Consider the following 24,399-nt stretch of genomic DNA (forward strand, 5'->3'; position numbering starts at 1 on the left):
CGTCGGCTTCACGTCGCGGTCGACGAAGGCGCGCACCGTCTCGACCAGGTACGCCTCTTCCTCGTTCAGCTTGCCCATCACTCCACCTCGCACTCACACTCGCACAACATTTGTACGGCCATATTCTCGGATATGTATGCTCCCGTCAAGACCCGCATTGACATCCACCCGCGATCGGTGCCACCATCTAGTCCGGATCGGCACCATATCCGCTGTTCAGAGGCTAGAAACGCGACTACAGGCGTCGACCGACCTAATGGCCGTATTTACCGTCCCTTCACATACTGAAGGGACGCAAGTACCCCAGCGGTCGCCAACACCTCGCGTCGAGCGAACACCGTTTCTCACGAAAGAGGCGACCAGGATGTCTCAGCACAGGTTCGAACTCCGGCCGGTCGCGCCCTCCGCGTCGAACTGGGATTGGCGGATGCACGCGCGTTGCCGGTCCATGGACACAGAGCTCTTCTTCCCGTACGAGGGCGAAGGGCAGGGCGCACGCATTCGTCGAGAACGAGCCGCGAAGCATGTCTGCGAGCCCTGCCCGGTCCGGACCGAGTGCCGAAATCACGCACTGATCACCGGTGAACAATTCGGCGTCTGGGGCGGCACGACGGAGAAGGACCGCCGGTATCTTCGGCCGCCGCGACTCGGTCGATACCGCTCATGACTGCGGGATGTCCGCGGCGTCTCCGCTCGCCCTGTATCGGCTCAACGCTGGTCCGCGCGCAGCGCGGTGCGGAGTCCCGCGCGCCGTCCGGTGCCTCCGTCGGCGGGCGTGGTGGGTGCTGTGCGGAATTTCAGTTCGGACGCGGTCTCGGGAGCATCGTCGGCGGTCGCGGACAGAAACCGGTCCGGGAGTGCCAACTTGTGGATGGTGCGCAGGGTCAAAAGGTATTGCTTGGCTAGCGAACCGGTGGTGTAGGGCAGATCGTACTTCTCGCACAGTACGCGGACCCGCGTCGCGATTTCCGGGTAGCGGTTGCTGGGGAGGTCCGGGAACAGGTGGTGCTCGATCTGGTAGCAGAGGTTGCCGCTGAGGAATGCGAGCACCGGGCCGGCTCGGAAATTGGCGGTGCCGAGCATCTGGCGTAGATACCATTCCGCCCGGGTCTCGTTTTCCAGTTCGGCGGGGGTGAACTTCTCTGCGCCGTCCGGGAAATGTCCGCAGAAGATCACGACGTAGGCCCACAGGTTACGCAGTAAGTTGGCGGTGAGGTTCGCCTTCAGCGTCCGTCGCCACCGCCGCCCGCAGACGGCGGGAAAGAGTACGTAATCCTTGCCGGTCTGCCGGACGATCTTGCCGATCAGCGCTCGGGTATGGCCGGACTTCTCGGCGGCGGTGCCGGCGCGCTCCTGTTCGGAATACAACCCGTGCAGGGCGATGCCCCATTCGAACGTGGCCGCCAGCAACAGGTTCCGCAGCGGTTGCAGCAGGTTGTCCGGTTTCCACGGCTGGTCGCGGGTGATGCGGATGACGCCGAATCCGAGGTCGTCGTCCATCCCGATCACGTTGCTGAACACATGGTGGCGATAGTTGTGGGAGTACTGCCACTGGGACGACAGGCCCGCCATGTCCCACTCCCAGGTGCTGGAGTGGATTTCCGGGTCGTTCATCCAGTCCCACTGGCCGTGGGACACGTTGTGCCCGATCTCCATGTTCTCCACACTCTTGGCCACGGCGAGAGCCGTGGTCCCGAGCGCCCATCCGACGCGCGTCCGGCTTGCGTGGATCACCAGCCGCGCAGCGGCATCCAACCCGCGCTGGAAGGCGATCGTGCGGTGGATGTAGGTGGCATCGCGCTCACCGAGCGAATCGGTGATGTCCCGCCTGATCGCGTCGAGTTCGGTGCTGAGCGCCTCGACGTCCTCCGCTGTGAGGTGCGCGTATTCCTTGATATCGGATATCGCCATGGTCTACTCCAGATTCCGGACCCACGCCGGACCGGCTGTGCGTCAGTAGTAGTGGCGTCGGCCCGCGACCGCGTGCCCGGCCATCCCCATGACCTCGAGCACCACTCCGATGATGATGAGCGCTATCCCGATGTACAGGAGCGCTGGGACGCCGAGGACCAAGCCGACTATGGCGAGGATGATGCCGAGAATGATCATGATGAGGCCTGATTTCGGGACGGGGGTCGAGATTCGGACTGGTGTGGAGGGTCAGCGTGTGAAGATTCTTTTGATCTTCCGGCCTGCCTGCTTGATCTGGTCGCCGGCTTGCTTGGCTTTGCCCTTGGCTTCCTGCGCACGTCCCTCTGCCTCCATGCGCTCGTTTCCGAGCGCCTTCCCGACGGTCTTCTTGGCGGCGCCTTCAGCGGTTTCAGCTTTGTGCCGAAGCTTTTTCCCGATACTCATGGCGATGCTTCTCGTTTCTCGGTTACGCGGCGGGTGCGGATCAGGCGTCGTACGTGAGCGGGAATGCGTCGCCGCTGGAGTTCAACACGCTTGCGCCTCCGACGATCTCGGACGATCATGACGGCCTCCTGTGGCCCACGGTGCATAATCAAGTCAACGCCGGATTCCGTCGCAAGTCAACACTGTAGATCTACGGTTTAGGCCTACAGTTGAACGCGAGGGAAGGTGGCGAAGATGCCCGAGCGTCGTTCGATCCACTCCGACGATGGCCCGATCACCCGTGAGCGGATACTCGAGTGCGCGCTCGGGATCATCGACGGTGACGGCATCGACGGTCTGTCCATGCGCCGCCTCGGCAAAGCACTCGGCCGCGACCCGATGACCCTGTACCGCCACGCCCCGAACAAGGCCGCGCTGCTCGACGGGGTCGCCGAGCGTGTCCTCGAAGAACTCGAGGTCGACACCGACGACGGCGACTGGGCCACCCAGCTACGGCAGGTCGCGCGGGGGTTCCGCCGGTTGGCCCTCGCCCATCCCCAGGTGGTACCGCTACTGGTCACCCGGCCGCTGTCGACGCCGCTCGGGCTCAGGCCGCTCGGCACCCTGCGTCCCCTCGAGAACATCCTTGCCCTGCTCACCAAGGCGGGTTTCACCGGCGCCGATGCCTTGCACGTCTATCGGGCATTGTTCGGCTTCCTCTACGGCCACGTCCTCAACGAACTGCAGGAACTCGTCGAGCGTCCCGACGAGTCCGACGACCTTCTGCGCCTCGGCCTTCACCGCCTGCCGATCGCCGAGTTCCCTCTGATCCGGGGCCTGGCGCCGGTGCTGGCGTCCTACGACGGCGCCGCCGAACTCGAACGTGGCGTCGACATCCTCCTCGCGGGCCTGACCGCGACGTCGACGCAGCCCGACTCTCCTCCGGACCGGTGATATGAACGCGCCCGGACGTCGAGCCGGTTCGGTCGAGGGCATCGACATCGAAACCGAGTGGGCCGAAAAGTCGAGATAGGGTTGGCTCGTTCGTCATTCTCTACAGCCGAGTTTTCACGGGTGAGAGGAGGACCTGTGCAGTACATGCTGTTGATCTACAACTGTGAGCGGCCCGAACCGGGCGATCCGGGTTTCGCCGATGCGCTTGCCCGGGTGAACGCATTCGCCGACGAGTGCCGCCGCCGCGGAGTCTTCGTCTCCGGGCACCCCCTGCAGCCGGAACACACCGCCACCACGGTCAGCGTTCGGGACGGTCGGACGCTGATCACCGACGGCCCGTTCGCCGAAACCCATGAACACCTCGGCGGAGCCTATGTCCTCGACTGTCGCAATCTGGACGAAGCCCTGGAGCTGGCCGCCTTGTGCCCGTTGGCCGAGCAGGGGTCGATCGAGGTGCGGCCCATCGTCGATGTGCCGGGCCTGGATCACCGTCCGGCGAATGTGACAGTCGGCGGGGAATGAACGTCGAACCGGGGCTGCAGCAGGTCTACCTGGAACACAGGGCCCGGATGCTCGCAGCCTTGATCCACGTGCTCGGCGACTTCGAACTCGCCGAGGATGCGCTGCAGGATGCGTGTGCGCTCGCATTGCGCAAGTGGGGCGACACCGTACCGAACGACCCCGTGGCCTGGCTGCTCACTGCGGCCCGCAACAGCGCGATCGACCGGCTGCGGCGGGCGCGGCTCGGCCGGGAGAAGCTCGCCCAGGTGGGTGAACAGTCCAGGGTGGTGACGGTGATGACGGACGTCGGTGAGGACAGCCTGCTGCGCATGGGTGATGAGCGGTTGAGCCTGATCTTTGCGTGCTGTCATCCCGCCCTGGCCGAGGACGCGCGGGTCGCCCTGACCCTGCAGGCCGTGGCCGGGCTGACCGCCGGGCAGATCGCCCGCATGTTTCTGATCGGCGAGTCGACGCTGGCGCAGCGCTTGGTGCGGGCGAAACGCAAGATTCGCGACGCCGGCATCGTCCTGGAAGTCCCGGCCGATCACCAACTGTCCGAGCGGGTTTCCGGCGTTCTCGCGGTGGTGTACCTGATTTTCACCCAGGGCTATGCGGCGGTGCGGCTCGAGCAGAGCACGCTGTGCGAGGAGTCGATCAGGCTCGCCGAGCTCGTCGCCACCCTCATGCCCGACGAACCCGAAGCGCTCGGACTGGTCGCGTTGCTGCTGCTGCAACACTCGCACCGCGCCGCCCGCTACGATCCCGCCGGCGACGTGGTGCTGCTGTCGGATCAGGACCGCTCACGATGGGATCGCGCCGAGATCACCGAAGCGATCGGCGTACTGGACCGGGCGCTACGCCTCGGCAGCCCGGGTCCGTACCAATTGCAGGCCGCGATCGCCGCGTTGCACGCCCAGGCTGCTTCGACCGATCACACGGACTGGCCAGGCATCGCCGCCCTGTACACCCAATTGCTCGCGGTCGATCCGTCACCGGTGGTGGCGTTGAACCACGCCGTGGCCACGGCAATGGCGACCGGCCCGGAGGAGGGGCTCGCGCTGATCGACGAAATCAACGGAATCGACCGCTACCACCTGCTTCATGCGGCACGAGCCGATCTCTTGCGCCGTCTCGGCCGCACCACGGAGGCGGCAATCGCCTACCGGCGAGCACACGAACTCGCCGGCAATCCCGCAGACCGGCGATTCCTCGCCCGACGTCTGCTCGAACTCGACCTCACGGAGTCCCCATGAGACTGTCCATTCTCGACCACGGCCACAGCCGACGCACCAAACTGTTCCTCACGCTCACGTCCACCATGTCGCGCGTGGACAGCCCCGACATCGTGAAGCTCCTGCTGTACCGGCCGGGCTTCCTCACCCGTCCGCTGTTGGAGCTCACCGCCGACGCGATGCGCGGGCCGTCGTACTGGACCGCCGCGGAACGGGAGTACCTCGCGATGTGCACCGCGCAGTTGCACCGCTGTCCGTTCTGCATCGACACGCACGCCGAACTCACCCGCATCGCCGGCCACGGTGAGATCGACCCGGATCGTCCCGCGTCGGCACGGCCCCCACTGAGCGCCGTCCGCGAGTTCCTCGACACGATCAGCCGCACGCCGGACCGTGCCGACCCCGCCGGAGTCGCCGACCTGCCCGAACAGGCGCTGGTGGAGGCATTGCGTGTCAACCTGGTGTGGAACATCGTCAACCGCCTGGCCAACGCGTTCGGCTTCACCCTCCGAGAAGGCCAGTTGCACAGCGGTACCCGCGCCCTGCACCGATTCGGCTATCGCTTCCCCGGATTCCTGCTCGCCGACGGCGCGAGACCCGACGGCAGTGACGATGCCGTGGCCGACCTCCGCCACTCGGTGTTGCACCGGCCTGCCACCACCGCCCCCGCCCTGCGTCTCGCCGCCGCGTCCGGCGACCCCCTTCCCGAACCGTGGCAGGCTTACGCGGCGGCGGTCCGCGACGCCTCCTACACGATCACCGACAGCGACATCGACAAACTTCTCGCCGCCGGACCAAACGAGGATCAGGTCTTCGAGGTCACCGTCGCCGCGGCGGTCGGCGCGGCCCTGGAGAGTTTCGATGCCGGAATGTCCGCACTGGGACACACGTCCACGAGCTGAACCGAGCAGATCGACGGAAAAACCTGACACAGGATGTCAGGGTCTCGGTGCGAGCATGGTTTCACCGTTCGGCGCCGGGCCCCGGATCGACATCGACACAGACAAGGACCTCCATGCGCGAAACACGAGAAGAGCTCGACGAGCTCCAAACCCTCCTCGACGCCTCCCTGTCCCGCTCCACCGCACACCTGCGTTCCATCATCAACACCGAGAGCACCCTGACCGCAGAACAGCTCACCCAGATCGTCACCGGCATGTGCACCCTCGCCCTGTCCACCGTCACGACGAAGGGCGAACCGCGGATCAGCGGTGTCGACGGGCACTTCCTGCACGGGAAGTGGCACTTCGGCACGGCGCGCGGCGCCGCCAAGGCCCGCCACCTCGCCGCCCGTCCCGCCGTCAGTGCTGCGCACCTGCGCGGTGAGGACCTGGGTGTGTTCACGCACGGGACGGTGGAGATCCTCAACCCCCAGGACGGCGAGCCGGCCGCGGACTGGCCGGACCTGCTCGCCTACTTCAAAGACTTCTACGGCGAAGACTTCTTCGACTGGGACAACGACGTGGTCTACTACCGGCTGCATCCGCACTGGATGACCGTCTACGCCGCTGACCTCGCCAAGCTCACCGCGGCGCCGCGGTCCTGATCGGCACTGTCGACCCAGCACCGATTGCCGGGTGACGCGGTACCGTCGGCCGCGTGGCTCTCATCCATCACGCTCAGCTGTCCCCGTCCAAGGCCGAGATGCTCGGTGACTGGGTTCCGCGCCAGCCCTGGATCGGGTCCGCCGACGCGTCGTCCGTCGAGGTCGTCGGTGCGTACCGGTTCGACGATCCGGCCGGGGATGTCGGCATCGAAACCCACCTGGTCCGGACGGCGGACGGGCAGGTCGTGCAGGTGCCGGTGACCTATCGCGGTGCCCCGATGGCCGGTGCGGAGGCGTCGCTGATCACCACGATGCAGCATTCCGTGCTGGGTGAGCCCTGGGTCTACGACGCGTGCGCCGACCCGGTGTACGCGAATGCGCTCGTGACGGCGATCCTGACGGGAGGGACCGAGGCGGAACTCCAGTTCGACATACCCGGCGAGCGCCGAAAGGTGACGACCAAGGTGTCGGGTAGCGGCTCACCGGGCTCGACCGTGCCGGTCGTCGATGCCGTGAACTGTGCGAATGAGGGAACGACCACCGTCATCACGACGGACCGGATCGGCGTGCGGGTGTTCCGCGTGATCGATCCGGATCGGGTCGCGGACCTCGGCTCGCACACTCTGGAGGGCACCTGGCCGGGCCGAGGTGCGCCGGCGCTGCTCGCGATCGCGCATCCGACGGCGAACCATGAGGTGTGACGCCGGAGGGGCGGAATATCTCCGAGGACGGTACTGTTGAACCCGTCGACGGTGTCGGACATACCCCGGGTACCACATTAAAATTGTCGCCGAGAGCGACCACTTGCCGAGAGGCGATATGACGGCACCGTCGCAGAAGCCGCCGGCACCATGTGGTGCCGGCGGTTTTCGTTCTGCGGTGGACCTCACCCGACAGGCTCGAATCCGGCCAGCATCTGCTCGAGTGCGGCCTGGTCGGGCCCGATGAAGGGGTCTGACTTCGGTGCCTCGGCGAGCATGTCCAGAAACTCGGCGGTGCGTCCGTCCGCCGGGGGGAGGTGGGTGCCGAGGATCCATCGCGGGTCGAGCGCTCGGAGCGCGGCGACGGTGCGCAGGAACTTCGTCTCGTCCACCAGATGCACCCAGGGACTGTCGACGGTGGCCCACAGGTGCTGCGCGGAACGGACGGCGTTGGGTGCGGAGTACCCGACGTCGTTGGCGGTGGCGAGTTCGGCGGTCTCCATCGGCGCCCCGAAGCAATCCGACGAGAAGTAGGCCTCGCTGCGGTCGTCGTAGAAGCCGACGGTGCTGGGATTGTCGAACAGCGGGGGCCGTAGCGCCGTCAGTGTCCGATCGCCGACGTCGAGGGATTGACCCGGATTGAGCAGGTAGACCCGGTCCATCGGGACGGGCCGTGCGCAGGACATGATGCCTACGCCCGCGAAGGTCGTGATCAGGCGGGCGCGCGGCGCCGCGTCGAGCAAGTCGAACAACGCGCCGGTGTGATCGCGGTCCGGATGCGTCAGCCAGATCCACTCGACGTCCGCGGGATCGAGCACCGAGCCCAGGGCTTCCATGAAGCCGCGTCCGGGCAGGCTGAGTCCGGTGTCGACGACGACGGGTTCGGCGGCGTGGAGAACGTACGCGTTCACCGGTAGGTGCCCGATCCCCGGTACTTCCAGTTCGTCACTGAGAGCGGTGATATCACGTCGGATATTGTTGATACGCATGGGAACTCTCCTCAGTCGTCGTAGTCGACGCGGATCAGTGACCGGGCGATCGTGGCCAGGTCGGCTTCGGTCGGCTCGTATCCCCGCGGGACCTTCAGGCCCAGTTCGAATGGGGTGGCCCCGTCGTCGAGCGCGGCACGGAATGCGGCGCCTGCCTCGGCGGGGGTGGCCTCCAGTAGCAGGGCCCGGCCCCGGCGGACACGGCCCCGGTGGGTGACCGTCACGGGTGCGCCGCCGGCGAAGTTGCGCCGCCACGGACGCTCGGTGAACACGAGCGTCTGACCGTCGACGTCGTGCAGGCACACCGGCACCCGCAGGGTGCGCCCGGTACGACGGCCGGTGAACTCGATCAGCCCTTGGCGCCGGATGCGCCGCCCCAGTGACCGGGTCGTGAGGACCCGCCGGACCAACGGGTTGACCAGCCGCATCAATTGGGGTGGCGGCGGGCTCAGCCGCACATTCGTGGTATCGATTTTGGACATGTCACCGACGCTAGGAGCGATGGAGCGGGCGCACCATTCCACAATTCTGGTATTTCCGGCGCCGATCCGCGCTCGTACGATTGACTCGTGAGCGTGGATTCCGTGCAGTGCGCGGCAGACAAGGTCGCACGATTGTGCGCCGCACCACGCGGCCTGGTGTCGCTGTGGCGGGACGCGTCGGACGTCGTCGCCGGTGTCGTCCCGTATTACTGGACGCCGTGCTGGTTCACTCTCGACCCCGTGTCCATGCTGATGACCAGTCACTATCACTTCGGCATGGACGAATTTCCCGGGGAATGGCTGGCCGCCGAGTATTACGAGGACGACGTTCAGTCCGTCCCCGACGTAATGCGTTCGGCCGAAGGGATTTCCACGTTGCACGAAGCCGCGCACGGTGATCCGTCGGGAAGTCCGCGCTGGCGCCGGAACCGGACACTCGGCGGCGACCAGGAGCTGATTGCGCGGTTACGCACGCGCTCGGGAGAAACGTGGGGAGCGCTGAGCCTCTATCGCGACGAGGGGATGCCGATGTTCTCGGAAACCGAGACGTCGTTCGTGCAGGAGATCGCGCCGGTCCTCGCGGGCGGTGCCCGCCGCGCACTGCTGTACGGGCAGGCCGAGGAACCGGAGTATGCCGATTCGCCGGGTTTGCTCGTCCTCGACGAGAACTGGAACATCGAATCCGCGACGCCCGGGGTCGACCGGTGGATGGTGGATCTGCCGGGCGGGGACTGGGATCGGGGGGAGTTGCCGGCCGCGGTGATCACTCTCGCCGGTCGTGTATTGCGGTGTGTGGAAGACCGCGACCGGCTGGGCGACGTGGCCATCTCGCGGGTGCTGTCGAGGTCGGGGGCGTGGTTGGTGCTGCATGGGGCATGCCTGACGTCGACGGGCAGGCGGCGGATCGCGGTGATCGTGGAGCCGGCGCATCCGAGCCGCCTGTATCCGCTGCTGATGTCGGCGTACGGGCTGACCGAGCGCGAGAAGGAGGTCACGTCGATGGTGTTGCAGGGGGCGTCGACTTCGCAGATCTCCGCCGAACTACACGTGTCGGCACAGACCGTGCAGCAACATCTGAAGAGCATCTTCGACAAGACCGGCGTGCACAGCCGACGCGACCTGGTCGGCAAGGTGTTCTTCCATCACTACGAGCCGCGGTTTCGCGACAACGAAAAGCGGACCGCCGCGGGCAGGCCTGTCCGCGGCGATCCCTGGCATACGCAGAGCGGTTGAGTTCCGATCCGGGCCAGTAGGGGGCGGGGGCCTACTGTTCCTTCTTCAGGCGGGCGGCCAGCATGGCCTTGCCCAGATCGCCACCCTTCCGGCTCACGGCTTGGGCGCGGCGGAAGAAGTCGGCCAACTCGGCGTCGCCGTCCATGTCGGCATCCGAGATGTAGCCCTCCAGACGCAGAGCGTTGCTCAGTGACGCTTCGACGAACCAAATCAGGTTGTAGTCCTTGTCCCGAACACCGGTCACCGAGCGTGCATCTTGTTCACTCATCAGTGCGTCCTTCCCGAGAAACGGCCGACTGTCTTGTGGTTCCTGCCTACCCGTGTGGTTGCATCGTAAACGTGAGGCGCGCCGGGCTCAGGCGAATACCCAGTTCATCAGGACGACGTACAGCCCGGTCCCGAGGACGATCGAGAGCACCGCATTCTTGCGCCACAGGTGCACCGCGGCCGTCGCCGCCACCGCGATCAGTTCGGGGATCCCGTGCGACGGGGCGGTGACGGACACGTTCTTCAGGGAGTACGCCACCAGGATCAGCATGATCCCGGCGGGCAGGTAGACACCGAGGTAGCCGACGAGTGCGGACGAGCGCAACGGCATGACGATCGCGAAGGGAACGGCGCGCAGGGCGAACGTGACGATCGCCATGATCGCGATGGCCGCGAGGATGTAACCGGCGTCAGGCATCGGTGCGCACCTTTCGCCGGGTGACGAGGTAGCGGATGACGAGCAGGCTCACGAAGGCGCCCATCGCTATCGGCAGCATGTGTTCGGGGTCGACGAGTCGCGCGATCAGCGCGCACATCACGGCCATCGAGGGAACCGCGAAACCACGCTGGGCCCGGATGGCCTCGATGGACAGCACGACGAACAGCGCGGTCAACGCGAAGTCGAGGCCGACGATGTTCTCCGGGATCCATTGCGCCGCGGTCGCTCCGAGCATCGCTCCACCGATCCAGTACGCGTGGAGATACAACTGCGAGTACACGATCACCCGGCCGGACATCGACTTCCGGTCGCCGGTGACCGTCATGGCGTACGCCTCGTCGGTCAGCGCGAACATGCTGTAGAAGCGGGCAAGCCGGCCCTTCACCCTGTCGAGGGGAAAGCTCAAGGCGTAGAACACGTGCCGGAAGTTCACCAGCAACGCGGTCAGCGCGATGTACGGGAGAGGCGTCATCGCGGCCACCATGCCGACCGCGATGAATTCGAGGGAACCGGCGTAGATCAGCGAGGTGAAAACCATCGCCCACCACGGGTTGAGCCCCTGCTGGACGACGAGCACCCCGAGGGCGATCCCTAGCGGAACCAGCCCGATTCCGACGGGGAGCGACGCCTGTAGGGCGCGACGCCACTCCGGGGCCTGCCGGGGGTCGGAGTCGACGACTGCGGTCGTCGCGAGGGTAGCTGGATCGATCACCACGCAAATCTATAGCAACCATCCAGGTGCGCGATTGCGAGAGAATGCCCATTCGGCATAGTCTGCGCAATAATAGTTCAATGGACGACATAGATCACGCAATTCTCGACCATCTGCGCAACGACTCCAGTCTGACCAACACGGAATTGGCGGATCTCGTGGGTCTCACACCCTCCCCGTGCCTGCGCCGGGTCAAGAAGCTCGAGGCGGACGGCGTCATCACCGGCTACCGCGCCATCGTCAGCCAGGAAGCGCTCGATCGGGGTTTCCAGGTGATCGTCACCGCCGAGATCGGTGTGAACGACCAGGCGACCATCGAACAGTTCGAGTCCCGGGTCGCCGCCTTCGACGAAGTGATCGAATGCCGGAGGCTGTTCGGGATCCCCGACTACTTCATCCGGGTGGCGGTCCGCGACCTCGCGACGTACGAGAACTTCATGGCCACCAAACTCAGCGGGCTCCCCGCGGTCTCGCGGGTCACGTCGTTGATCACGATGAAGACCATCAAGAGCGCCGACTGAGTCAGCGGTGCGCCGCGACCTCCCGGTAGAACTCGAGGTGTTTCTGCGCGACGTCGTCCCATCGATGTGAGCGAGCGAAGGCGCGCCCCTCGTCGAGGGAGGCGCCGTCGGCAGGTTCGGTCAGGGCGCGTGCCATCTCCTCGTGGGTGGACGCGTACCGGACCGTCCCGCGAAAGACCTCCCGGAGGACCGGCAGGTCACGTGCGACGACGGGAACGCCCGCCGCCAGGGCTTCCATCGCGGCCAGCCCGAATCCTTCCTTGGTGGAGAGGAAGGCGAACGAGCGCGCCTGGGCCACCAGCGAGGGGAGTTCGGCGTCGTCGATCGTTCCGAGGATGGTCGGTGTCACACCCAGCTCTGCGGCCCGCCGGTCGAACTCGTCCCGGTACCCCCGGTAGTCGAACAGGGTCTCGCCGCCGGCGAACACCAGCCGCAGTTCGGGTTGTTCCTTCACGAGCAGTGCGTAGGCCTCCACCAGGTCGATGCTGCCCTTGCGCGGTTCGATACCGCCGACCGCCAACACGTAGTCGCCCAGTTCACCGGCCCACCTGCGGCGGCGCTCGGTGTCCTCGCGTGCTTCCTCGAATCGGGCGGCGTCCACGCCGTTCGGAATGACGGCGCACTCGAGACCCCACCCGGCGGAGACCTCCGTGGCGACGGCGGCGGACACGCAGATCCGCGCGTACGGATCCACGATCGCGCGCTCGTGGCAGGCGGCGAGCGCGGGCGTCGTGAACTGGTCGAGATGGTGGATGGTTCGCACGCACCGTCCGACGGCGTTGGCACTGATGCAGTCCTGCGCGTGGACGATGTCGTAGGCCTCCGGTGTGAAGGCGGCGCGCATCGTCTCGATGGATCGGAGGATCCGCTCACCGACGGTCTCGTCGTCGACGTGTGCGAACGGCACCACCCGCACAGCGACAGTCGGGTCGACCGGACGGAAGAAAGCGGCGTCGCCGTGCCTGCCCAGAGTCCAGACCGTCACGTCCGCGCCCTGCCGAGCCAGGGCCTCCGCCAACGCCAGCGTGTGCACGACTCCCCCGCGCGGTTTGGTCGAATAGGTCAACAGCGCGATCCGCACGTCAGTTTTCTCCTCGGTCCAGCAGTCTCCGGTAGGTGTCGATGCGGCGTTCCTCCAGGTGCCGAAGCACCTTCCTGGCCCGATTCACCTCGTAGTCGACGTCGAGTTCGGCGACGGCGAGGCCACCCTTCGTTCCCGTTCGCGCGAGCACGTCGCCGCCCGGGCCCACCACCTTGGCCTGACCTAGGAATCGCAGTCCACCCTGAATTCCGGTCTGGTTGGACGACACGAGGACCACCTGGTTCTCGGCGGCCCGGGCCGAGTCGTAGAGATCGAACAGGCGTGATTGCCGGTCCTGCGTCATGCGCGCCGCCCGGTCCGTGATGCTGGCCGGCCACGCGGACAACGCGGCGATGATCCGCGCGCCGTCGAGCGCGAGGGTGCGGGCGGATTCCGGGAACGTCTTGTCGTAGTCGATCAGCATCCCGATCCGGCCCACCGGTGTGTCGAAGGCGGTGAAGGAGTCACCCGCTGCGTACGCCAGGGATTCCCCGGCCGGCTGATGCACCTTGCGGTGACTGCCCAGCACCCCGTCGCCGGTCACGCAGGCGGCGGCGTTGTAGCGCACCCCGTCGCACAGTTCCGTGTACCCGATGCAGACCGTCATGCGGCCCGCCATCTTCGCGACGGCCCCCAGCTCCGGGCTGTCCGCGGCGAGCGCGGGCGGGAGTTCATCCGTGTCCGGCCGCCGGAGATCCGAGATGTAGCCGCCGAGGCAGGCGTCGGGCAGGACCAGCAGGTCCACGCCGTCGTTCGTCGCACTCTCGATCAGCGCCTGCAACTTCAGGAGCGCGCGATCGATGTCGCGGCCGAAGTGCCCCGCCAACGCTGCCAACCGTGTCGTCACCATAGGCGTCAGGCTAGTGTCGCCGTCGCCGGCAACACACCCGCTTCGAGTTCGATGCGGTCCGCCAGATACTCCGCGTCCCGCGCCACTCCCGCGAACCGTCCCGAACCCCACGTGTGCTGCCACGGAAGGCCGAGGAAGTACAGCCCGGGCACAGCGGTGACGCCGCGGTTGTGGGTGGGGTGGCCCTCACCGTCGAAGACTCCCGCGCGGAGCCACCGGTAGTCGGTCCGGAAACCGATGGACCACACCACCGACGTGATGCCCGACGTCGGCAGTTCCAACTCGGTGATCTCACGTTCGGGACGCCAGACCGGAACGTACCGTTCCTCGCGCGGCGCATCGATTCCCGCGCGGTCGATGTAGGCGTCGATGGAGTCCTTGATGCTCTCACTCACGGCGTCGGCGGCATCCAGCGACGACTCCAGGGTGGGCGCGAACCGCAGGGCGCCGTCCGCGACGTCGAGCAGCCGCCCGTACAGACGCATTCCCGCGAGCGCGAAGGCACGGAGGTCGATGTCGCGGCCACCGTCCCGGCCGGTGACGTAGTGGTTGGTGTTCTCGCGCTTGCCCAGACCGCCCGGGTGATCGGCGATCGAGACGTCGTAGGTGCCCATGTCGTGCAGCCAGGCCACGCAGTCCCGGCCGCGGTAGAACCGCGCGACCCGCGGCGCCCCACCGGTCACGAGGTGGACGGTGCGACCCGCCAGGTGAAGATCCTCCGCGATCTGGGCGCCGGACTGGCCGTTGCCCACCACGAGAACCTCGCCCGCGGGCAGCGCGCCGGCGCTCCGGTACTGCGACGAGTGCAATTGCGTGATGTCGGCGGGAAGCCGTTCGGCGAACCGGGGAACGACCGGAGTGTGGTACCCGCCGACCGCGACCACGACGTGGTCGGCGTGCATCGGGCCTTCCGTCGTGTCCACGTCGAACCCTCCGGAATCCGACTGCCGGACCGCGACCACCGCGACCCCCTCGCGCACAGGAGGATCGAAGGTGTCGGCGTACCCGCGCACGAACTGGTAGGTCTGCTCGCGGTTCATGAACCCGTCGGCATCGCCGCCCGAGTAGGTGTATCCCGGAAGGGTGCACTGCCAGTTCGGAGTGACGAGAGTAAAGCTGTCCCAGCGACTGTCGCGCCACTCGTGTGCGATCGACTCTCGTTCGAGCACCACGTGGTCGATTCCACGCTGCACCAGATGCCAGCTGATCGACAGGCCCGCCTGGCCGCCGCCGATCACGACGACTGTGTGTTGTTCGGTCATCACGACTCTCCGGGGAGTGAAGCCGGGTTCATCTCGAGGACCCGGACGAGGGATTGGGGGTCGAGGGTGCGGCCGGCGCGTTCGAGTTCCTGCATCTGCTCGGACGCGGACGTGCAGTACATCCCGAACTTGGCGCGGACTCGCTCACTGGCCTCGGTGAGCGCCGTCGTGGTGCGTGTGAGGAATTCGGCGACCGTGTAGTCCGCACCGGCCACCAGGTGGTCGTGCATGACCAGGGACGGCGAGTAGCAGGACTGGGTGCTTCCGTCCGGCCAGCGCACCGTGAACGTCATCTCAGGCATCGACGGGCTCCAGTTCGGCTGTCGTGCTGCGGAGGAACGACGGTCGCGCCGTCGCGTCGAGCCGGGTGCCGCTCACCCGGTTGTCCGCGACGACGTCGCCGTACAGTTCCGGCCGGCGGTCCCGGAGGTTGTACATCCCGCCGCTGCGAATCGCGTCCAGTTCGGCTTGCACATCCAGCGTGGCCGAGGCGAGGCCGGGTTCCACGCCCGTGGTGGCGAGGATTTCGCCGCCCGGGCCGACGATCTTCGCGCTGCACACGAACCGGAGCGATCCGAACGTTCCCGCCTGATTCGACGCCACCCAGACCACCTGGTTCTCCGTGGCCCGCGCGCGGTCGTAGATGTCGAATCTCTGCTTCCACCGGTCGTCTTCGGGATTCTCGACGCGGTTGGTGCGGGCGGTGGGCCACGCCGACAGCGACGTGATGATCTCCGCGCCGTCGAGGGCCAGCGTCCGCGCGGCCTCGGGAAACGCCTTGTCGTAACAGATTTGCATGCCCATCCGTCCGACCGGTGTGTCGAACGCTTCGTACTTGTCGCCGGCGCGGTAGCAGAGGTTCTCCCCCAGCGGCTGGTGCACCTTGCGGTACGAGCCGAGTATCCCGTCGCCGTGCAGTGTCACCGCGGCGTTGTACCGGTCGGCGCCGTCGGCCTCGCAGAATCCGAGGGTGATCACCAGGTCGCCGGCCATGTCGACGACCCGCCGGACCTCGGGCCCGTCCAATTCCAGTGCGGGCGGGAGACTGCGGAGCCGACGCTGCCGCTGCTCCTCGGTTTCGTCGCCTCCGCCCAGGCTGGGCAGGTAACCGCCCAGGCAGGCCTCCGGAAGCACGAGGAGCGCACTCCCGGCTGCCCGCGCCTGCTCGATCAGTTCCCCGATCGTGCGATACGCCTGTTCCATGTCTCGGCCGAACTCGGCTGCCGCAACGGAGATTCCGATGTCAGTCATGCTCTTCCCAATCCTGTGACCGTGGAGTGCACCACGCGTGTCGTTACGCCGTCGGGCCAGCGAAGGCTGACCCCCGGCTCAAATGTCAATTCCCCGCAGACGGCCGAGGTGGCCGGCCCGGCGGGCGCCACCGCGCTACCCCGCCGATCGGCGGTGATCATCGCGAACCCGGGGAAGCACGTCATCCAGTCACCCGCAGTCGCACCGGGCGGCCTGGGGACCGATGCGACGTCGAGGACGGCGCCGAGTCCGCTCGCCTCGGCGAGCATCCCGGTGGTGCCGGCGATCCCCGCCATGCTGATGTCCTTCGCCGCGGCGGGGCGGGTGCGGGCGACGAACGAGGCCATGTCCCGCAGTTCGTCCGAGCTGCGGTGGGACGTCGAATCCCACTGCTGTCCGGTGTATCCCGGTCGCCACTGCCCGTCGAGGTCCGCCGTGAGCGTGAGCTCGTCGCCGACCCGGCCACCACCCGCGGGCACCGGATCCGCGGTGCGTCCGAGTGCCGTCACCGACAGCGCCGCGGGAACACCGAGCTGGGTGTGGCCGCCCAGAACCGGTACGTCCCACGCTTCCGCAGCCCGGCTGAGCCCACGGATCACCTTCGTCAGGATCGACGTGTTCGGTGCGCCGACGGAGTCGAGCATCCCGACCGGGACGGCACCCATCGCCGACAGGTCGTTGAGGTTGACGAGGGCGGCGCACCATCCGGCCCACTCGGGATCGCGCTGAACCATGGCGGGCAGGATGGCGTCACACGCCGCGATCAGGTCGCTGCCCGGAACCGGTGCGCCGTCGTCGCCGCGGAACCCGCTGCCGCCGAGCGCATCACCGTGCGTGCCGAAGGGTGCCAGGGTGTGGGCCAGACAGGACTTCGTGCTCTGGACCAGACGCTCGACGCGATCGATCGGCCACGTCATGTGCACGTGCGGCGCGCCCGCCACCGTGACGTCGCCCATCCGCGTCCAGCCCAGGCGGGCGAACATCGTCTCGTTCCGGCTCTGCACGGTGGCGTCGAACCGCAACCCGCCGCGGGATTCGGCGTGGGCGCAGGCGGCACGCACGAGCGCCTTCCCGATTCCCCTGCTGTTCCGGACGTTTCGACCCACCACGAGTCGGCTTCCCGCCCACCACCCGAGATCGGTGCCGTCCGTCATCGGTGCGAGGCGAACACCGCCGAGCACCTCGCCCGTAGTGTTGATCGCCACGAGCACCAGAGTTCGGGGATCGTCGTCGACGTCGTCGCGGTCGCTGGCGGTGAACAGTCCCTGTTCCACGACGAACGTCTCACGCCGCAGTCGCCGGTACGCCTCGATCATCACCCGACCGGTGGCGGGTTGCACGAGGAAACTCCACTGAGACTCCTGAACCGACGGCCCGGTGAGGACGGCGAAATCGGAAGGAGTGCTCTCGGCGGTCGGCAGGTCCCACATGTCAGCCTCCTGCGTTCTGAAGGACGCTGCAGGCCCCACACGCCGCGCAGCCCGCCTTCTGGTCGGCGCCGCGCATGCCGCCCGCCTGCAATTCCTTCGCCACCCGCGAGGTGACGTCGGCGAGCAGGGCAGGCGACGGCGCCTGCGCCCCGTCCTCGACCGCCAGCGTGCCGGCGAGCGGCCGGAACGGGACGACGAACGGGTATACGCCCATGTCGATCAATTCGGCTGCGCCCGCGACCAATTCGTCGGGATCTTCACCCAATCCGACCAGCAGATAGGTCGACACCTGATTCCGTCCGAAGACCCGTACCGCCTCCCGCCACGCCGCCCGGTACTCGTCCAGCGGCACCGTCGCCTTGCCCGGCATCCAGCGCCGCCGAACCTCCTCGTCCAGGGACTCCACGTGGATGCCGATGGAATCGGCTCCCGCGTTCCGGAGATCCGTGATGGTCCCGAGATCGCCGGGCGGTTCGCACTGCACCTGGACGGCGAGATCCGGGGCCATCGCCTTGACGGCCGTGACGCATCGCGCCAGGTGACGGGCCCCGCGATCCTTGGCCGCGGACGTGCCCGTGGTCATGATCATCTGTGTGACGCCGTCGAGACGGACGGCGGCTTCGGCGACCTCGGCGAGTTGTTCGGGCTTCTTCACCGCGATGGTCGAGCCGGACTGCAGTGATGCCTCGATCGAGCAGAACCGGCACCGCTGCTGCGGGTCGTACCGAATGCAGGTCTGGACGACTGTCGTGGCGAGGACGTTCGTCCCGTGCAGCCGGGCGATCTTCTCGTAGGAGATGCCGTCGGCGGTGTCCAGGTCGTAGAACCGGGGCCGGCGCACCGGCTCGATCTCCACCCCCATGTCGGTGCCGTTCAACAGCAGACGGTTTCCACTAACTTCGTACGGGCTGTCGGACCGGATGGGGATGGCGCCGCCGATCCCGCCGATCAGTACATGACCGTCGTCGCTGGGGCCGGCGCCGGAAGTCCGGGTGACCGGGACGTTCAGTGACCGAATCCCACGTACTGCTACGTCAACTCGTGTCGAGAGATCGCTCATCGTTCACACCTCAGACCATGTAGGTGGAGTTGATGATGGCGCCCTTGCGGGAGTAGTGGATGATGGCGTCCTGCACATCGAGGGGATGTGCGGGCACGACGCCCTCGATCAGGTCCTCTTCCCTGCCCCCGTGCAGCGCGAGACCGAAGCGGCACGCGAAGACGGTTCCACCTTCGGAGATGAACGTCGCGAGCGCGTCGTTGATGTTCTGCTCGCCGGGGAACCCGTTGTCGCCGGTGGTCGGAAAGCCGCGTGTCGCAAGGCAGTTGAGAGCTCCGGGACCGTAGAAGTAGATCGCGGACTCGAAACCCTTGCGCAGTGCGCGGGTTGCCTGCAGGACGGCGACGAAGCTGACGGAGGATTCGTGCGCGATGCCGTGCACCAGCGTGAAGTAGGATTCGCCGTCCTCGGCCTTGTAGTCCGGGAAGATCTTCGTCGACCCGTAGATGTTGCTGCCCTTGGGCAGCGCCGGGTGGGGAATCTCGCCGAGCGACTTCTGGATGTTCGCGGCGATGGTGTTGTCGATGTCGGTCACAGGGGACTCCTGGTCGGTCGTGGGGCGGAGGCGCCCGAAGGGCCTGAACGCGCTGATGAGATGCTGTGGGTGACGGCCCGGGCGTAGACTTCGATGTCTGTTCGCTCTGCGTGGGGAGAGTGCGTTGCGCACTCCGTCGACCTGAAACAAGTACACGGTTCGGTGATTTCCGAATGGTCACGCGCGGAACAAGCTCAGGTTTCGTAACCCTCACCGCGGCCCGAATCCGGAAATCCGGTCGTAACACCGACCCGTGTGACTCTGCGCACCCGCCGGTCGCAAAAGTAAAGAGTCCTTTACTATGGGTGTTTCATATCCCGAATACAGAGAGAGCCATGACCAGCGCTTCGCGCCCCCGAAGACCCAGCCCGCCCCAGAGTGATCACCGCAGTCCCGGATGCAGGGCGCGGGTGAACGCATGGTGACCGTCCTGAGCATCGGCTTCGGCGTCGTCGTCGTATTACTGATCACCGCCCTGACCGGCTACTTCGTCGCCCAGGAATTCGCGTACATGTCGGTCGACCGCTCGCGGCTCAAAGCCCGGGCCGAGGCGGGAGACTCGGGCGCCGCCCGCGCCCTCGGCGTCACTCGCCGCACCTCGTTCATGCTCTCCGGCGCCCAGCTGGGCATCACCGTCACCGGCCTGCTCGTCGGTTACGTCGCCGAACCCCTGATCGGACGCGGCCTCGGTGAGCTCCTCGGCGGCGTCGGCATCCCGACCGCGGTCGGGATCGGTGTCGGCGCCGTCCTCGCCGTCCTGTTCTCCACCTTCGTCCAGATGCTCTTCGGGGAGCTCTTCCCGAAGAACCTGGCGATCGCCCGGCCGGAACCGGTGGCGCGTTGGCTCGCGCTGTCGACGACGATCTACCTGAAACTGTTCGGCTGGTTGATCTGGCTGTTCGACCAGTCGTCGAACCTGCTGCTGCGCGCGCTGCGGATCGAGCCGGTCCACGACGTCGAACACTCGGCCACGGTGCGGGACCTCGAACACATCGTCGCCGAATCCCGCGACGCCGGTGAGCTGCCGCGGGAACTCTCGACCCTGCTCGACCGGATCCTCGACTTTCCCACCCGCACCGCCGGGCACGCGATGATTCCCCGCGCCCACGTCGACACCGTCCGGGCCCACGATTCCCTGAGCAGTGTTCGCGAGAAGATGGGCGCGGGCCACACCCGATACCCCGTGGTCGGGAGTTCGTCCGACGATCTGCGCGGCGTCATCCACCTCCACGACCTGCTCGGCGAGCAGGCCGACGGTCCGGCCGCGTCCCGGGCCCGTCCGGCCGTCGTCGTGCCGTCGTCGCTGCCGCTGCCCGACGTGCTGGAACAGCTGACGTCCGCCCGGGACGAAATGGCCCTCGTCGTCGACGAGTACGGCGGATTCGCCGGCGTCATCACGATCGAGGACCTCGCGGAGGAACTCGTCGGTGAGATCGCCGACGAGCACGATCCCGACGGTGACGCGTCCGTGACGGGCTCGGAGTCCGAAGGCTGGACGATGCCCGGCGATCTGCACATCGACGAGGCGGAGCGCATCCTCGGACACGACCTGCCGCCCGGCGACTTCGAGACGCTCGCGGGTGCCGTCATCGCCGAGTTCGGCGGTCTCCCCGTCGTCGGTGACGTCGTCGCGATCCGATTGAACCCGGATCCGGCCGACCTGATCAATGACGCCGACCCGCCCGTCCGCAGCCTTGACGCCGAGGTGCGGGCAGTCGACAAGCACGTCCCATCCTCGCTGTTCGTGAGGCTCCGCGTCCTGGAGAGTGACTCGACCGATGAGTAATCCATGGGTCATCGCGCTCGTCACCGTCGGGTTGATCGCGGCCAGCGCGTTCTTCGTGGCGATCGAATTCGCGTTGATCGCCGCCCGCCGCCACCGGCTCGAGGACGCCGCCCCCACCAGCAGGGCCGCCCGCGCGGCTCTGCGCAGCGCCTCCGAGTTGTCCGTGCTGCTGGCCGGATCCCAGCTGGGCATCACCGTCTGCACCCTCGCGCTCGGCGCCGTCACGAAGCCGGCCGTGCATCACTGGCTCACCCCGGCCTTCGCAGGTTGGGGTGCCCCGCTGTGGCTGGCGGACGTGCTCGGATTCATCCTCGCTCTGATCATCGTCACGTTCCTGCATCTCGTCGTCGGTGAGATGGCACCGAAGTCGTGGGCGATCGCGCACCCGGAGAAATCGGCGACCCTGCTGGCGATCCCGATGCGCGGGTTCATGTGGGCCACCCGCCCGCTGCTGCTCGTGCTGAACCGGATGGCCAATCGGTGTCTGCGGAAGTTCGGCGTGGAACCGGTCGACCAGGTGGGGGCCGGGCAGGATCCCGACGCGCTGCGGCACCTCGTCGAGCACTCGGCGACCGTCGGCACGCTCGACGATCGGTACCACGGTCAACTGACCAGCGCCCTGGAACTCCAATCGCTCGCCGTGCGAGACATGGTGCGGCCGAACACCGCCCCCAGCAGCGTCGCCCCGGACGCGTCTGCGACCGAGATCAGGGCGGTCGCGGATCGAAGCGGCCACCTCCGACTGCTCGTGCGCGACGAGGACGGGATCAAGGGGGTGGTGCACGTTCGTGACAGCCTGCGGGCCGGCGACGCAGCCACGGCCGCCGACCTCATGCGCCCGGTGCTGACCCTCGATGCGGACGCCGCCGTGTACGACGCACTGCGCACCATGCGCGAGACTCGCAGCCATCTCGCGATCGTCACCCACAGCGAGCAACTGATCGGTGTCGTCACCCTGACCGACGTCCTCGCGCGACTGCGCCCCGCGGCCGGGGTGGGCCACGGAAGCGGTACCCTCGCGGGGTGAATTCACGGTTGGATGTGGTCGCGCGGGTGCGCGGCTCCGTCGTGGGTTCACTGTCCGGCGCGGTCAGCATCGCCACGCACGGCATCGGTGGAGGCGGAATGCCCCCGAGCGATGGCTCGGTGGTGCTGCTCCTCGCGGCGTGCGCCGCGGTCGGGGCGTCGGTCGCCGCTGTCCGGGTGGCCACCCGGGAATGGCTGTTCGTGCTGTCGGTGCTCGCTGCGGGCCAGCTGATCGGCCACACCACACTGGCCTTGGCCGCCGATCATTCCCATGGGCTGGGGCTTTCCACCCCGATGATCGCCGCGCACCTCGCCGCGATCGCGGTGGCCGCTGTACTGGTCCGGTCCGCCGAACGCGCCTGCCTCAGGGCATTGGCGGCGTTGTCACGGATCGTTCTCGCCGTCCTGGCCCCGCTGCAGGTCGATACCGGCACCTGGACCGCGACCCCGGTCTACCGCGCGAAGCTGTCGTTGTGGCTGCTGGTCGCCGCGGGCGCCGGCACCCGCGGACCACCCGCTCTCGTCTAGTCGAATCCTTTCTCACCGCCTCCCGGTGCACACCAGACGTGTGGTCGCCGGTCCGGCGTGTTCTCACACGGCACCAGCAGACTCCCGGCGGGTCCCGGTGCCGGTCCCTTCCTGAGTCGGCGCATCCCTGACCTCGAGTTGCCCAGCGCACCCCGGACGTGCGCGGCCTCGACGGCGCTGGGTGCTCGTCTCACCCGATTCGAAGCGAGATCGTCATGTCCATCCCTGACCTCGAACGCGACACACCGGTCGCGTCCTCCCCGGCGTCGAAGGTCTCCCCGCCGCCACGCAGTTTCCGGCCACTGATCCTGCGCCTGCACTTCTATGCGGGGATCCTGGTGGCCCCGTTCCTGGTGATCGCCGCCGTCAGCGGCGGTCTCTACGCGCTCGCGCCGTCGGTGGAGCAGCTGGTCTACCGCGACTACCTGCACGTCGATTCGACCGGCCCGGACCTGCCGATGTCCGAACAGGTGCGGGCCGCGCAGCAGGTTCGCCCCGACCTCGCCGTCGCCGCCGTGCGCCCGGCGACCGAAGCGGGTGACACGACGCAGGTGATGTTCACCGATCCCACCCTGGGCGAGTCCGAGCGCCGCGCGGTCTTCGTCGATCCCGTCACCGCGGAGTCGGTGGGCGAGCTCGTCGTCTACGGCAGCAGCGGGGCGCTGCCGATGCGCACCTGGATCTCGCAGTTGCACCGGCACCTGCACCTGGGCGAGCCCGGCCGCATCTACAGCGAGCTCGCCGCGTCGTGGCTGTGGGTCATCGCGCTCGGTGGCGTGTACCTGTGGGTGCAGCGCTACCGCACCACCCGCGCCCGCAACGCGGACGCCGCCAAGCTGTGGACGCTCGACCGGTCGAGCCGCGGACGCAACCGCACCCTCAGCTGGCACGGTGTGGTCGGCATCTGGATCGCGGTCGGCCTGGTGTTCCTCTCGGCCACGGGCCTGACCTGGTCGCGGTACGCGGGCGAGAACGTCGGCGAACTCCGCTCCGCCCTGAGCTGGACCACCCCCGAGATCGACAAGAAGCTGGACTCGGCGCCCGCTGCCGGCGCCGCCGCATCGGGCGGTCACGACGGGCACGGCGCAGGGCACACACCCGCGTCGGATCCGGGAACCCTCGACCGCAACGTGGGCGAACTCGACACCGTCCTCGACGTGGCTCGGCAGAGCGGTGTCACCGGCGCTGTCGAGGCGACCGTTCCCGCCGACGCGGGCACCGCGTTCACCGTCACGCAGACCCGCGAACCGTGGCAGTTCTCGACCGACTCGATCGCGGTCGACGGGGCCACAGGTGCGGTGACGGACGTGTCGCGATTCGGTGACTGGCCGCTCGCGGCGAAGCTGACGTCCTGGGGCATCGCCCTGCACATGGGGTTGCTGTTCGGCCTGCTCAACCAGCTGGTCCTGGCCGTCCTCGCGGTGGCGTTGCTCGCCGTGATCGTCCGTGGCTACCTCCTGTGGTGGCGCCGAAGGCCCACCCGCGGCACCACCCGGGCGGTGGGCAGGCCGCCGGTGCGGGGCACCTGGCGCCGAATCCACCCGGCCGCGGCGGTGGCCGGGGCCTCCTGCGTCGTCCTCGTCGGCTGGTTCGTTCCGCTGCTCGGCGTCAGCCTCCTCGCGTTCCTGCTCGTCGACGTCGCGGTCGGCGCCCTCGCCCGCACCCGGGCAGGGTGAGTG

The 24,399-nt window shown here is 67.5% G+C and carries 29 protein-coding genes; 13 read left to right on the forward strand and 16 right to left on the reverse strand.

The genetic code is table 11. The annotated features are described in order from the left end of the window. Positions 1-427 precede the first annotated feature (427 nt). Positions 428-667: a WhiB family transcriptional regulator gene (locus tag ACNJ7E_RS28090; protein ID WP_418341551.1), complete on the forward strand. Its 240-nt coding sequence runs from the start codon at positions 428-430 to the stop codon at positions 665-667. Positions 668-708: 41 nt separating this feature from the next. On the opposite strand, the gene ACNJ7E_RS28095 is transcribed toward ACNJ7E_RS28090, so the two are convergent. From ACNJ7E_RS28095 to ACNJ7E_RS28105, 3 genes are read right to left on the reverse strand one after another with little or no spacing between them, the layout of a single operon-like run. Then, a complete protein-coding gene (locus ACNJ7E_RS28095) occupies positions 709-1,911 on the reverse strand; it encodes a fatty acid desaturase family protein (protein ID WP_418341524.1) in 1,203 nt (400 codons plus the stop codon). Positions 1,912-1,953: 42 nt separating this feature from the next. Continuing rightward, positions 1,954-2,109 (reverse strand): DUF6131 family protein, encoded by a 156-nt coding sequence (locus tag ACNJ7E_RS28100; protein ID WP_280779475.1) that lies wholly within the window; start codon positions 2,107-2,109, stop codon positions 1,954-1,956. A 51-nt stretch (positions 2,110-2,160) separates the two neighbouring features. Then, positions 2,161-2,355, reverse strand: a complete 195-nt coding sequence (locus ACNJ7E_RS28105; RefSeq protein WP_280779476.1) for a CsbD family protein — start codon at positions 2,353-2,355, stop codon at positions 2,161-2,163. A gap of 225 nt (positions 2,356-2,580) precedes the next feature. On the opposite strand from ACNJ7E_RS28105, the gene ACNJ7E_RS28110 reads away from it, so the two are divergent. From ACNJ7E_RS28110 to ACNJ7E_RS28135, 6 genes are all read left to right on the forward strand, one after another. Then, positions 2,581-3,288: a TetR/AcrR family transcriptional regulator C-terminal domain-containing protein gene (locus tag ACNJ7E_RS28110; RefSeq protein WP_280779477.1), complete on the forward strand. Its 708-nt coding sequence runs from the start codon at positions 2,581-2,583 to the stop codon at positions 3,286-3,288. Positions 3,289-3,432: 144 nt separating this feature from the next. Continuing rightward, complete coding sequence (locus ACNJ7E_RS28115; protein WP_280779756.1) at positions 3,433-3,810, forward strand: YciI family protein; 378 nt, start codon at positions 3,433-3,435, stop codon at positions 3,808-3,810. Then, positions 3,807-5,042 carry an RNA polymerase sigma factor gene (locus ACNJ7E_RS28120; protein WP_418341525.1) on the forward strand — a complete coding sequence of 412 codons (1,236 nt, stop codon included), beginning with the start codon at positions 3,807-3,809 and terminating at the stop codon, positions 5,040-5,042. The genes ACNJ7E_RS28115 and ACNJ7E_RS28120 overlap by 4 nt, the downstream gene beginning before the upstream one ends. Then, positions 5,039-5,923: a carboxymuconolactone decarboxylase family protein gene (locus ACNJ7E_RS28125; protein WP_283333177.1), complete on the forward strand. Its 885-nt coding sequence runs from the start codon at positions 5,039-5,041 to the stop codon at positions 5,921-5,923. Before ACNJ7E_RS28120 ends, ACNJ7E_RS28125 begins: the two co-directional genes overlap by 4 nt. Before the next feature lie 113 nt (positions 5,924-6,036). Beyond that, positions 6,037-6,567, forward strand: a complete 531-nt coding sequence (locus tag ACNJ7E_RS28130) for a pyridoxamine 5'-phosphate oxidase family protein (RefSeq protein ID WP_418341526.1) — start codon at positions 6,037-6,039, stop codon at positions 6,565-6,567. 53 nt (positions 6,568-6,620) lie between these two features. Continuing rightward, positions 6,621-7,268, forward strand: a complete 648-nt coding sequence (locus ACNJ7E_RS28135; RefSeq protein WP_418341527.1) for a CG0192-related protein — start codon at positions 6,621-6,623, stop codon at positions 7,266-7,268. Between the two features lie 185 nt (positions 7,269-7,453). Here the strand turns inward: ACNJ7E_RS28135 and ACNJ7E_RS28140 are convergent, their stop codons facing one another. Together ACNJ7E_RS28140 and ACNJ7E_RS28145 are read right to left on the reverse strand one after the other, a co-directional pair. Next, positions 7,454-8,257, reverse strand: a complete 804-nt coding sequence (locus ACNJ7E_RS28140) for an MBL fold metallo-hydrolase (RefSeq protein WP_418341528.1) — start codon at positions 8,255-8,257, stop codon at positions 7,454-7,456. A gap of 11 nt (positions 8,258-8,268) precedes the next feature. Then, complete coding sequence (locus ACNJ7E_RS28145; protein WP_280779483.1) at positions 8,269-8,739, reverse strand: grhN; 471 nt, start codon at positions 8,737-8,739, stop codon at positions 8,269-8,271. A 102-nt stretch (positions 8,740-8,841) separates the two neighbouring features. On the opposite strand from ACNJ7E_RS28145, the gene ACNJ7E_RS28150 reads away from it, so the two are divergent. After that, positions 8,842-9,972: a helix-turn-helix transcriptional regulator gene (locus ACNJ7E_RS28150; protein ID WP_418341552.1), complete on the forward strand. Its 1,131-nt coding sequence runs from the start codon at positions 8,842-8,844 to the stop codon at positions 9,970-9,972. A gap of 31 nt (positions 9,973-10,003) precedes the next feature. Here the strand turns inward: ACNJ7E_RS28150 and ACNJ7E_RS28155 are convergent, their stop codons facing one another. From ACNJ7E_RS28155 to ACNJ7E_RS28165, 3 genes are all read right to left on the reverse strand, one after another. After that, complete coding sequence (locus ACNJ7E_RS28155; protein WP_005254663.1) at positions 10,004-10,240, reverse strand: hypothetical protein; 237 nt, start codon at positions 10,238-10,240, stop codon at positions 10,004-10,006. Between the two features lie 87 nt (positions 10,241-10,327). Then, on the reverse strand, positions 10,328-10,657 hold the full coding sequence (locus ACNJ7E_RS28160; RefSeq protein WP_280779484.1) for a branched-chain amino acid transporter permease: 330 nt from the start codon (positions 10,655-10,657) through the stop codon (positions 10,328-10,330). Further along, complete coding sequence (locus tag ACNJ7E_RS28165; protein ID WP_280779485.1) at positions 10,650-11,393, reverse strand: AzlC family ABC transporter permease; 744 nt, start codon at positions 11,391-11,393, stop codon at positions 10,650-10,652. Before ACNJ7E_RS28165 ends, ACNJ7E_RS28160 begins: the two co-directional genes overlap by 8 nt. A 77-nt stretch (positions 11,394-11,470) precedes the next feature. Between ACNJ7E_RS28165 and ACNJ7E_RS28170 the strand changes: the two genes are divergently transcribed. Further along, positions 11,471-11,911: an Lrp/AsnC family transcriptional regulator gene (locus ACNJ7E_RS28170; RefSeq protein WP_005254660.1), complete on the forward strand. Its 441-nt coding sequence runs from the start codon at positions 11,471-11,473 to the stop codon at positions 11,909-11,911. 1 nt (position 11,912) lies between these two features. Here ACNJ7E_RS28170 and ACNJ7E_RS28175 read toward each other — a convergent pair whose 3' ends face one another. From ACNJ7E_RS28175 to ACNJ7E_RS28210, 8 genes are read right to left on the reverse strand one after another with little or no spacing between them, the layout of a single operon-like run. Further along, positions 11,913-12,992, reverse strand: coding sequence for an MSMEG_0565 family glycosyltransferase (locus tag ACNJ7E_RS28175; protein WP_280779486.1), 1,080 nt, complete (start codon positions 12,990-12,992; stop codon positions 11,913-11,915). A gap of 1 nt (position 12,993) precedes the next feature. Further along, positions 12,994-13,842: a carbon-nitrogen hydrolase family protein gene (locus ACNJ7E_RS28180; protein ID WP_418341529.1), complete on the reverse strand. Its 849-nt coding sequence runs from the start codon at positions 13,840-13,842 to the stop codon at positions 12,994-12,996. Positions 13,843-13,847: 5 nt separating this feature from the next. Next, positions 13,848-15,104 carry an MSMEG_0569 family flavin-dependent oxidoreductase gene (locus tag ACNJ7E_RS28185; protein ID WP_418341530.1) on the reverse strand — a complete coding sequence of 419 codons (1,257 nt, stop codon included), beginning with the start codon at positions 15,102-15,104 and terminating at the stop codon, positions 13,848-13,850. Further along, complete coding sequence (locus ACNJ7E_RS28190) at positions 15,104-15,406, reverse strand: MSMEG_0570 family nitrogen starvation response protein (RefSeq protein WP_280779489.1); 303 nt, start codon at positions 15,404-15,406, stop codon at positions 15,104-15,106. Before ACNJ7E_RS28190 ends, ACNJ7E_RS28185 begins: the two co-directional genes overlap by 1 nt. Beyond that, positions 15,399-16,355, reverse strand: a complete 957-nt coding sequence (locus ACNJ7E_RS28195; RefSeq protein WP_280779490.1) for a carbon-nitrogen hydrolase family protein — start codon at positions 16,353-16,355, stop codon at positions 15,399-15,401. Before ACNJ7E_RS28195 ends, ACNJ7E_RS28190 begins: the two co-directional genes overlap by 8 nt. Next, a complete protein-coding gene (locus tag ACNJ7E_RS28200) occupies positions 16,352-17,785 on the reverse strand; it encodes an MSMEG_0567/sll0787 family protein (RefSeq protein WP_418341531.1) in 1,434 nt (477 codons plus the stop codon). The genes ACNJ7E_RS28195 and ACNJ7E_RS28200 overlap by 4 nt, the downstream gene beginning before the upstream one ends. A 1-nt stretch (position 17,786) precedes the next feature. Beyond that, positions 17,787-18,845, reverse strand: coding sequence for an MSMEG_0568 family radical SAM protein (locus ACNJ7E_RS28205; RefSeq protein ID WP_418341532.1), 1,059 nt, complete (start codon positions 18,843-18,845; stop codon positions 17,787-17,789). A 10-nt stretch (positions 18,846-18,855) separates the two neighbouring features. After that, positions 18,856-19,380, reverse strand: coding sequence for an MSMEG_0572/Sll0783 family nitrogen starvation response protein (locus tag ACNJ7E_RS28210; protein WP_280779493.1), 525 nt, complete (start codon positions 19,378-19,380; stop codon positions 18,856-18,858). 418 nt (positions 19,381-19,798) lie between these two features. On the opposite strand from ACNJ7E_RS28210, the gene ACNJ7E_RS28215 reads away from it, so the two are divergent. The 4 genes from ACNJ7E_RS28215 (at position 19,799) to ACNJ7E_RS28230 (ending at position 24,396) form a co-directional block, all read left to right on the forward strand. Further along, positions 19,799-21,166, forward strand: a complete 1,368-nt coding sequence (locus ACNJ7E_RS28215) for a hemolysin family protein (RefSeq protein WP_418341533.1) — start codon at positions 19,799-19,801, stop codon at positions 21,164-21,166. After that, positions 21,159-22,193 carry a hemolysin family protein gene (locus tag ACNJ7E_RS28220; protein ID WP_418341534.1) on the forward strand — a complete coding sequence of 345 codons (1,035 nt, stop codon included), beginning with the start codon at positions 21,159-21,161 and terminating at the stop codon, positions 22,191-22,193. The genes ACNJ7E_RS28215 and ACNJ7E_RS28220 overlap by 8 nt, the downstream gene beginning before the upstream one ends. Beyond that, entirely contained in the window at positions 22,190-22,720 is a 531-nt protein-coding gene (locus ACNJ7E_RS28225) for a hypothetical protein (RefSeq protein WP_418341535.1), read from the forward strand. The genes ACNJ7E_RS28220 and ACNJ7E_RS28225 overlap by 4 nt, the downstream gene beginning before the upstream one ends. A 215-nt stretch (positions 22,721-22,935) precedes the next feature. Further along, positions 22,936-24,396, forward strand: a complete 1,461-nt coding sequence (locus ACNJ7E_RS28230; protein ID WP_418341536.1) for a PepSY-associated TM helix domain-containing protein — start codon at positions 22,936-22,938, stop codon at positions 24,394-24,396. Positions 24,397-24,399 lie beyond the last annotated feature (3 nt).

The sequence above is a fragment of the Rhodococcus mengyinensis genome, from assembly GCF_048381435.1.
Lineage (GTDB): Bacteria > Actinomycetota > Actinomycetes > Mycobacteriales > Mycobacteriaceae > Rhodococcus_F > Rhodococcus_F opacus_D.

Excerpts from the sequence above, each read along its gene's own strand:
- ACNJ7E_RS28155 (WP_005254663.1), bottom strand. The coding sequence starts at position 10,240 with ATGAGTGAACAAGATGCACGCTCGGTGACCGGTGTTCGGGACAAGGAC.
- ACNJ7E_RS28205 (WP_418341532.1), bottom strand. The coding sequence starts at position 18,845 with ATGAGCGATCTCTCGACACGAGTTGACGTAGCAGTACGTGGGATTCGG.
- ACNJ7E_RS28220 (WP_418341534.1), top strand. The coding sequence starts at position 21,159 with ATGAGTAATCCATGGGTCATCGCGCTCGTCACCGTCGGGTTGATCGCG.
- ACNJ7E_RS28160 (WP_280779484.1), bottom strand. The coding sequence starts at position 10,657 with ATGCCTGACGCCGGTTACATCCTCGCGGCCATCGCGATCATGGCGATC.
- ACNJ7E_RS28230 (WP_418341536.1), top strand. The coding sequence starts at position 22,936 with ATGTCCATCCCTGACCTCGAACGCGACACACCGGTCGCGTCCTCCCCG.
- ACNJ7E_RS28115 (WP_280779756.1), top strand. The coding sequence starts at position 3,433 with ATGCTGTTGATCTACAACTGTGAGCGGCCCGAACCGGGCGATCCGGGT.
- ACNJ7E_RS28105 (WP_280779476.1), bottom strand. The coding sequence starts at position 2,355 with ATGAGTATCGGGAAAAAGCTTCGGCACAAAGCTGAAACCGCTGAAGGC.
- ACNJ7E_RS28130 (WP_418341526.1), top strand. The coding sequence starts at position 6,037 with ATGCGCGAAACACGAGAAGAGCTCGACGAGCTCCAAACCCTCCTCGAC.
- ACNJ7E_RS28140 (WP_418341528.1), bottom strand. The coding sequence starts at position 8,257 with ATGCGTATCAACAATATCCGACGTGATATCACCGCTCTCAGTGACGAA.
- ACNJ7E_RS28200 (WP_418341531.1), bottom strand. The coding sequence starts at position 17,785 with ATGTGGGACCTGCCGACCGCCGAGAGCACTCCTTCCGATTTCGCCGTC.
- ACNJ7E_RS28095 (WP_418341524.1), bottom strand. The coding sequence starts at position 1,911 with ATGGCGATATCCGATATCAAGGAATACGCGCACCTCACAGCGGAGGAC.
- ACNJ7E_RS28215 (WP_418341533.1), top strand. The coding sequence starts at position 19,799 with ATGGTGACCGTCCTGAGCATCGGCTTCGGCGTCGTCGTCGTATTACTG.
- ACNJ7E_RS28185 (WP_418341530.1), bottom strand. The coding sequence starts at position 15,104 with ATGACCGAACAACACACAGTCGTCGTGATCGGCGGCGGCCAGGCGGGC.
- ACNJ7E_RS28195 (WP_280779490.1), bottom strand. The coding sequence starts at position 16,355 with ATGACTGACATCGGAATCTCCGTTGCGGCAGCCGAGTTCGGCCGAGAC.
- ACNJ7E_RS28100 (WP_280779475.1), bottom strand. The coding sequence starts at position 2,109 with ATGATCATTCTCGGCATCATCCTCGCCATAGTCGGCTTGGTCCTCGGC.
- ACNJ7E_RS28145 (WP_280779483.1), bottom strand. The coding sequence starts at position 8,739 with ATGTCCAAAATCGATACCACGAATGTGCGGCTGAGCCCGCCGCCACCC.
- ACNJ7E_RS28125 (WP_283333177.1), top strand. The coding sequence starts at position 5,039 with ATGAGACTGTCCATTCTCGACCACGGCCACAGCCGACGCACCAAACTG.
- ACNJ7E_RS28090 (WP_418341551.1), top strand. The coding sequence starts at position 428 with ATGCACGCGCGTTGCCGGTCCATGGACACAGAGCTCTTCTTCCCGTAC.
- ACNJ7E_RS28180 (WP_418341529.1), bottom strand. The coding sequence starts at position 13,842 with ATGGTGACGACACGGTTGGCAGCGTTGGCGGGGCACTTCGGCCGCGAC.
- ACNJ7E_RS28120 (WP_418341525.1), top strand. The coding sequence starts at position 3,807 with ATGAACGTCGAACCGGGGCTGCAGCAGGTCTACCTGGAACACAGGGCC.
- ACNJ7E_RS28190 (WP_280779489.1), bottom strand. The coding sequence starts at position 15,406 with ATGCCTGAGATGACGTTCACGGTGCGCTGGCCGGACGGAAGCACCCAG.
- ACNJ7E_RS28170 (WP_005254660.1), top strand. The coding sequence starts at position 11,471 with ATGGACGACATAGATCACGCAATTCTCGACCATCTGCGCAACGACTCC.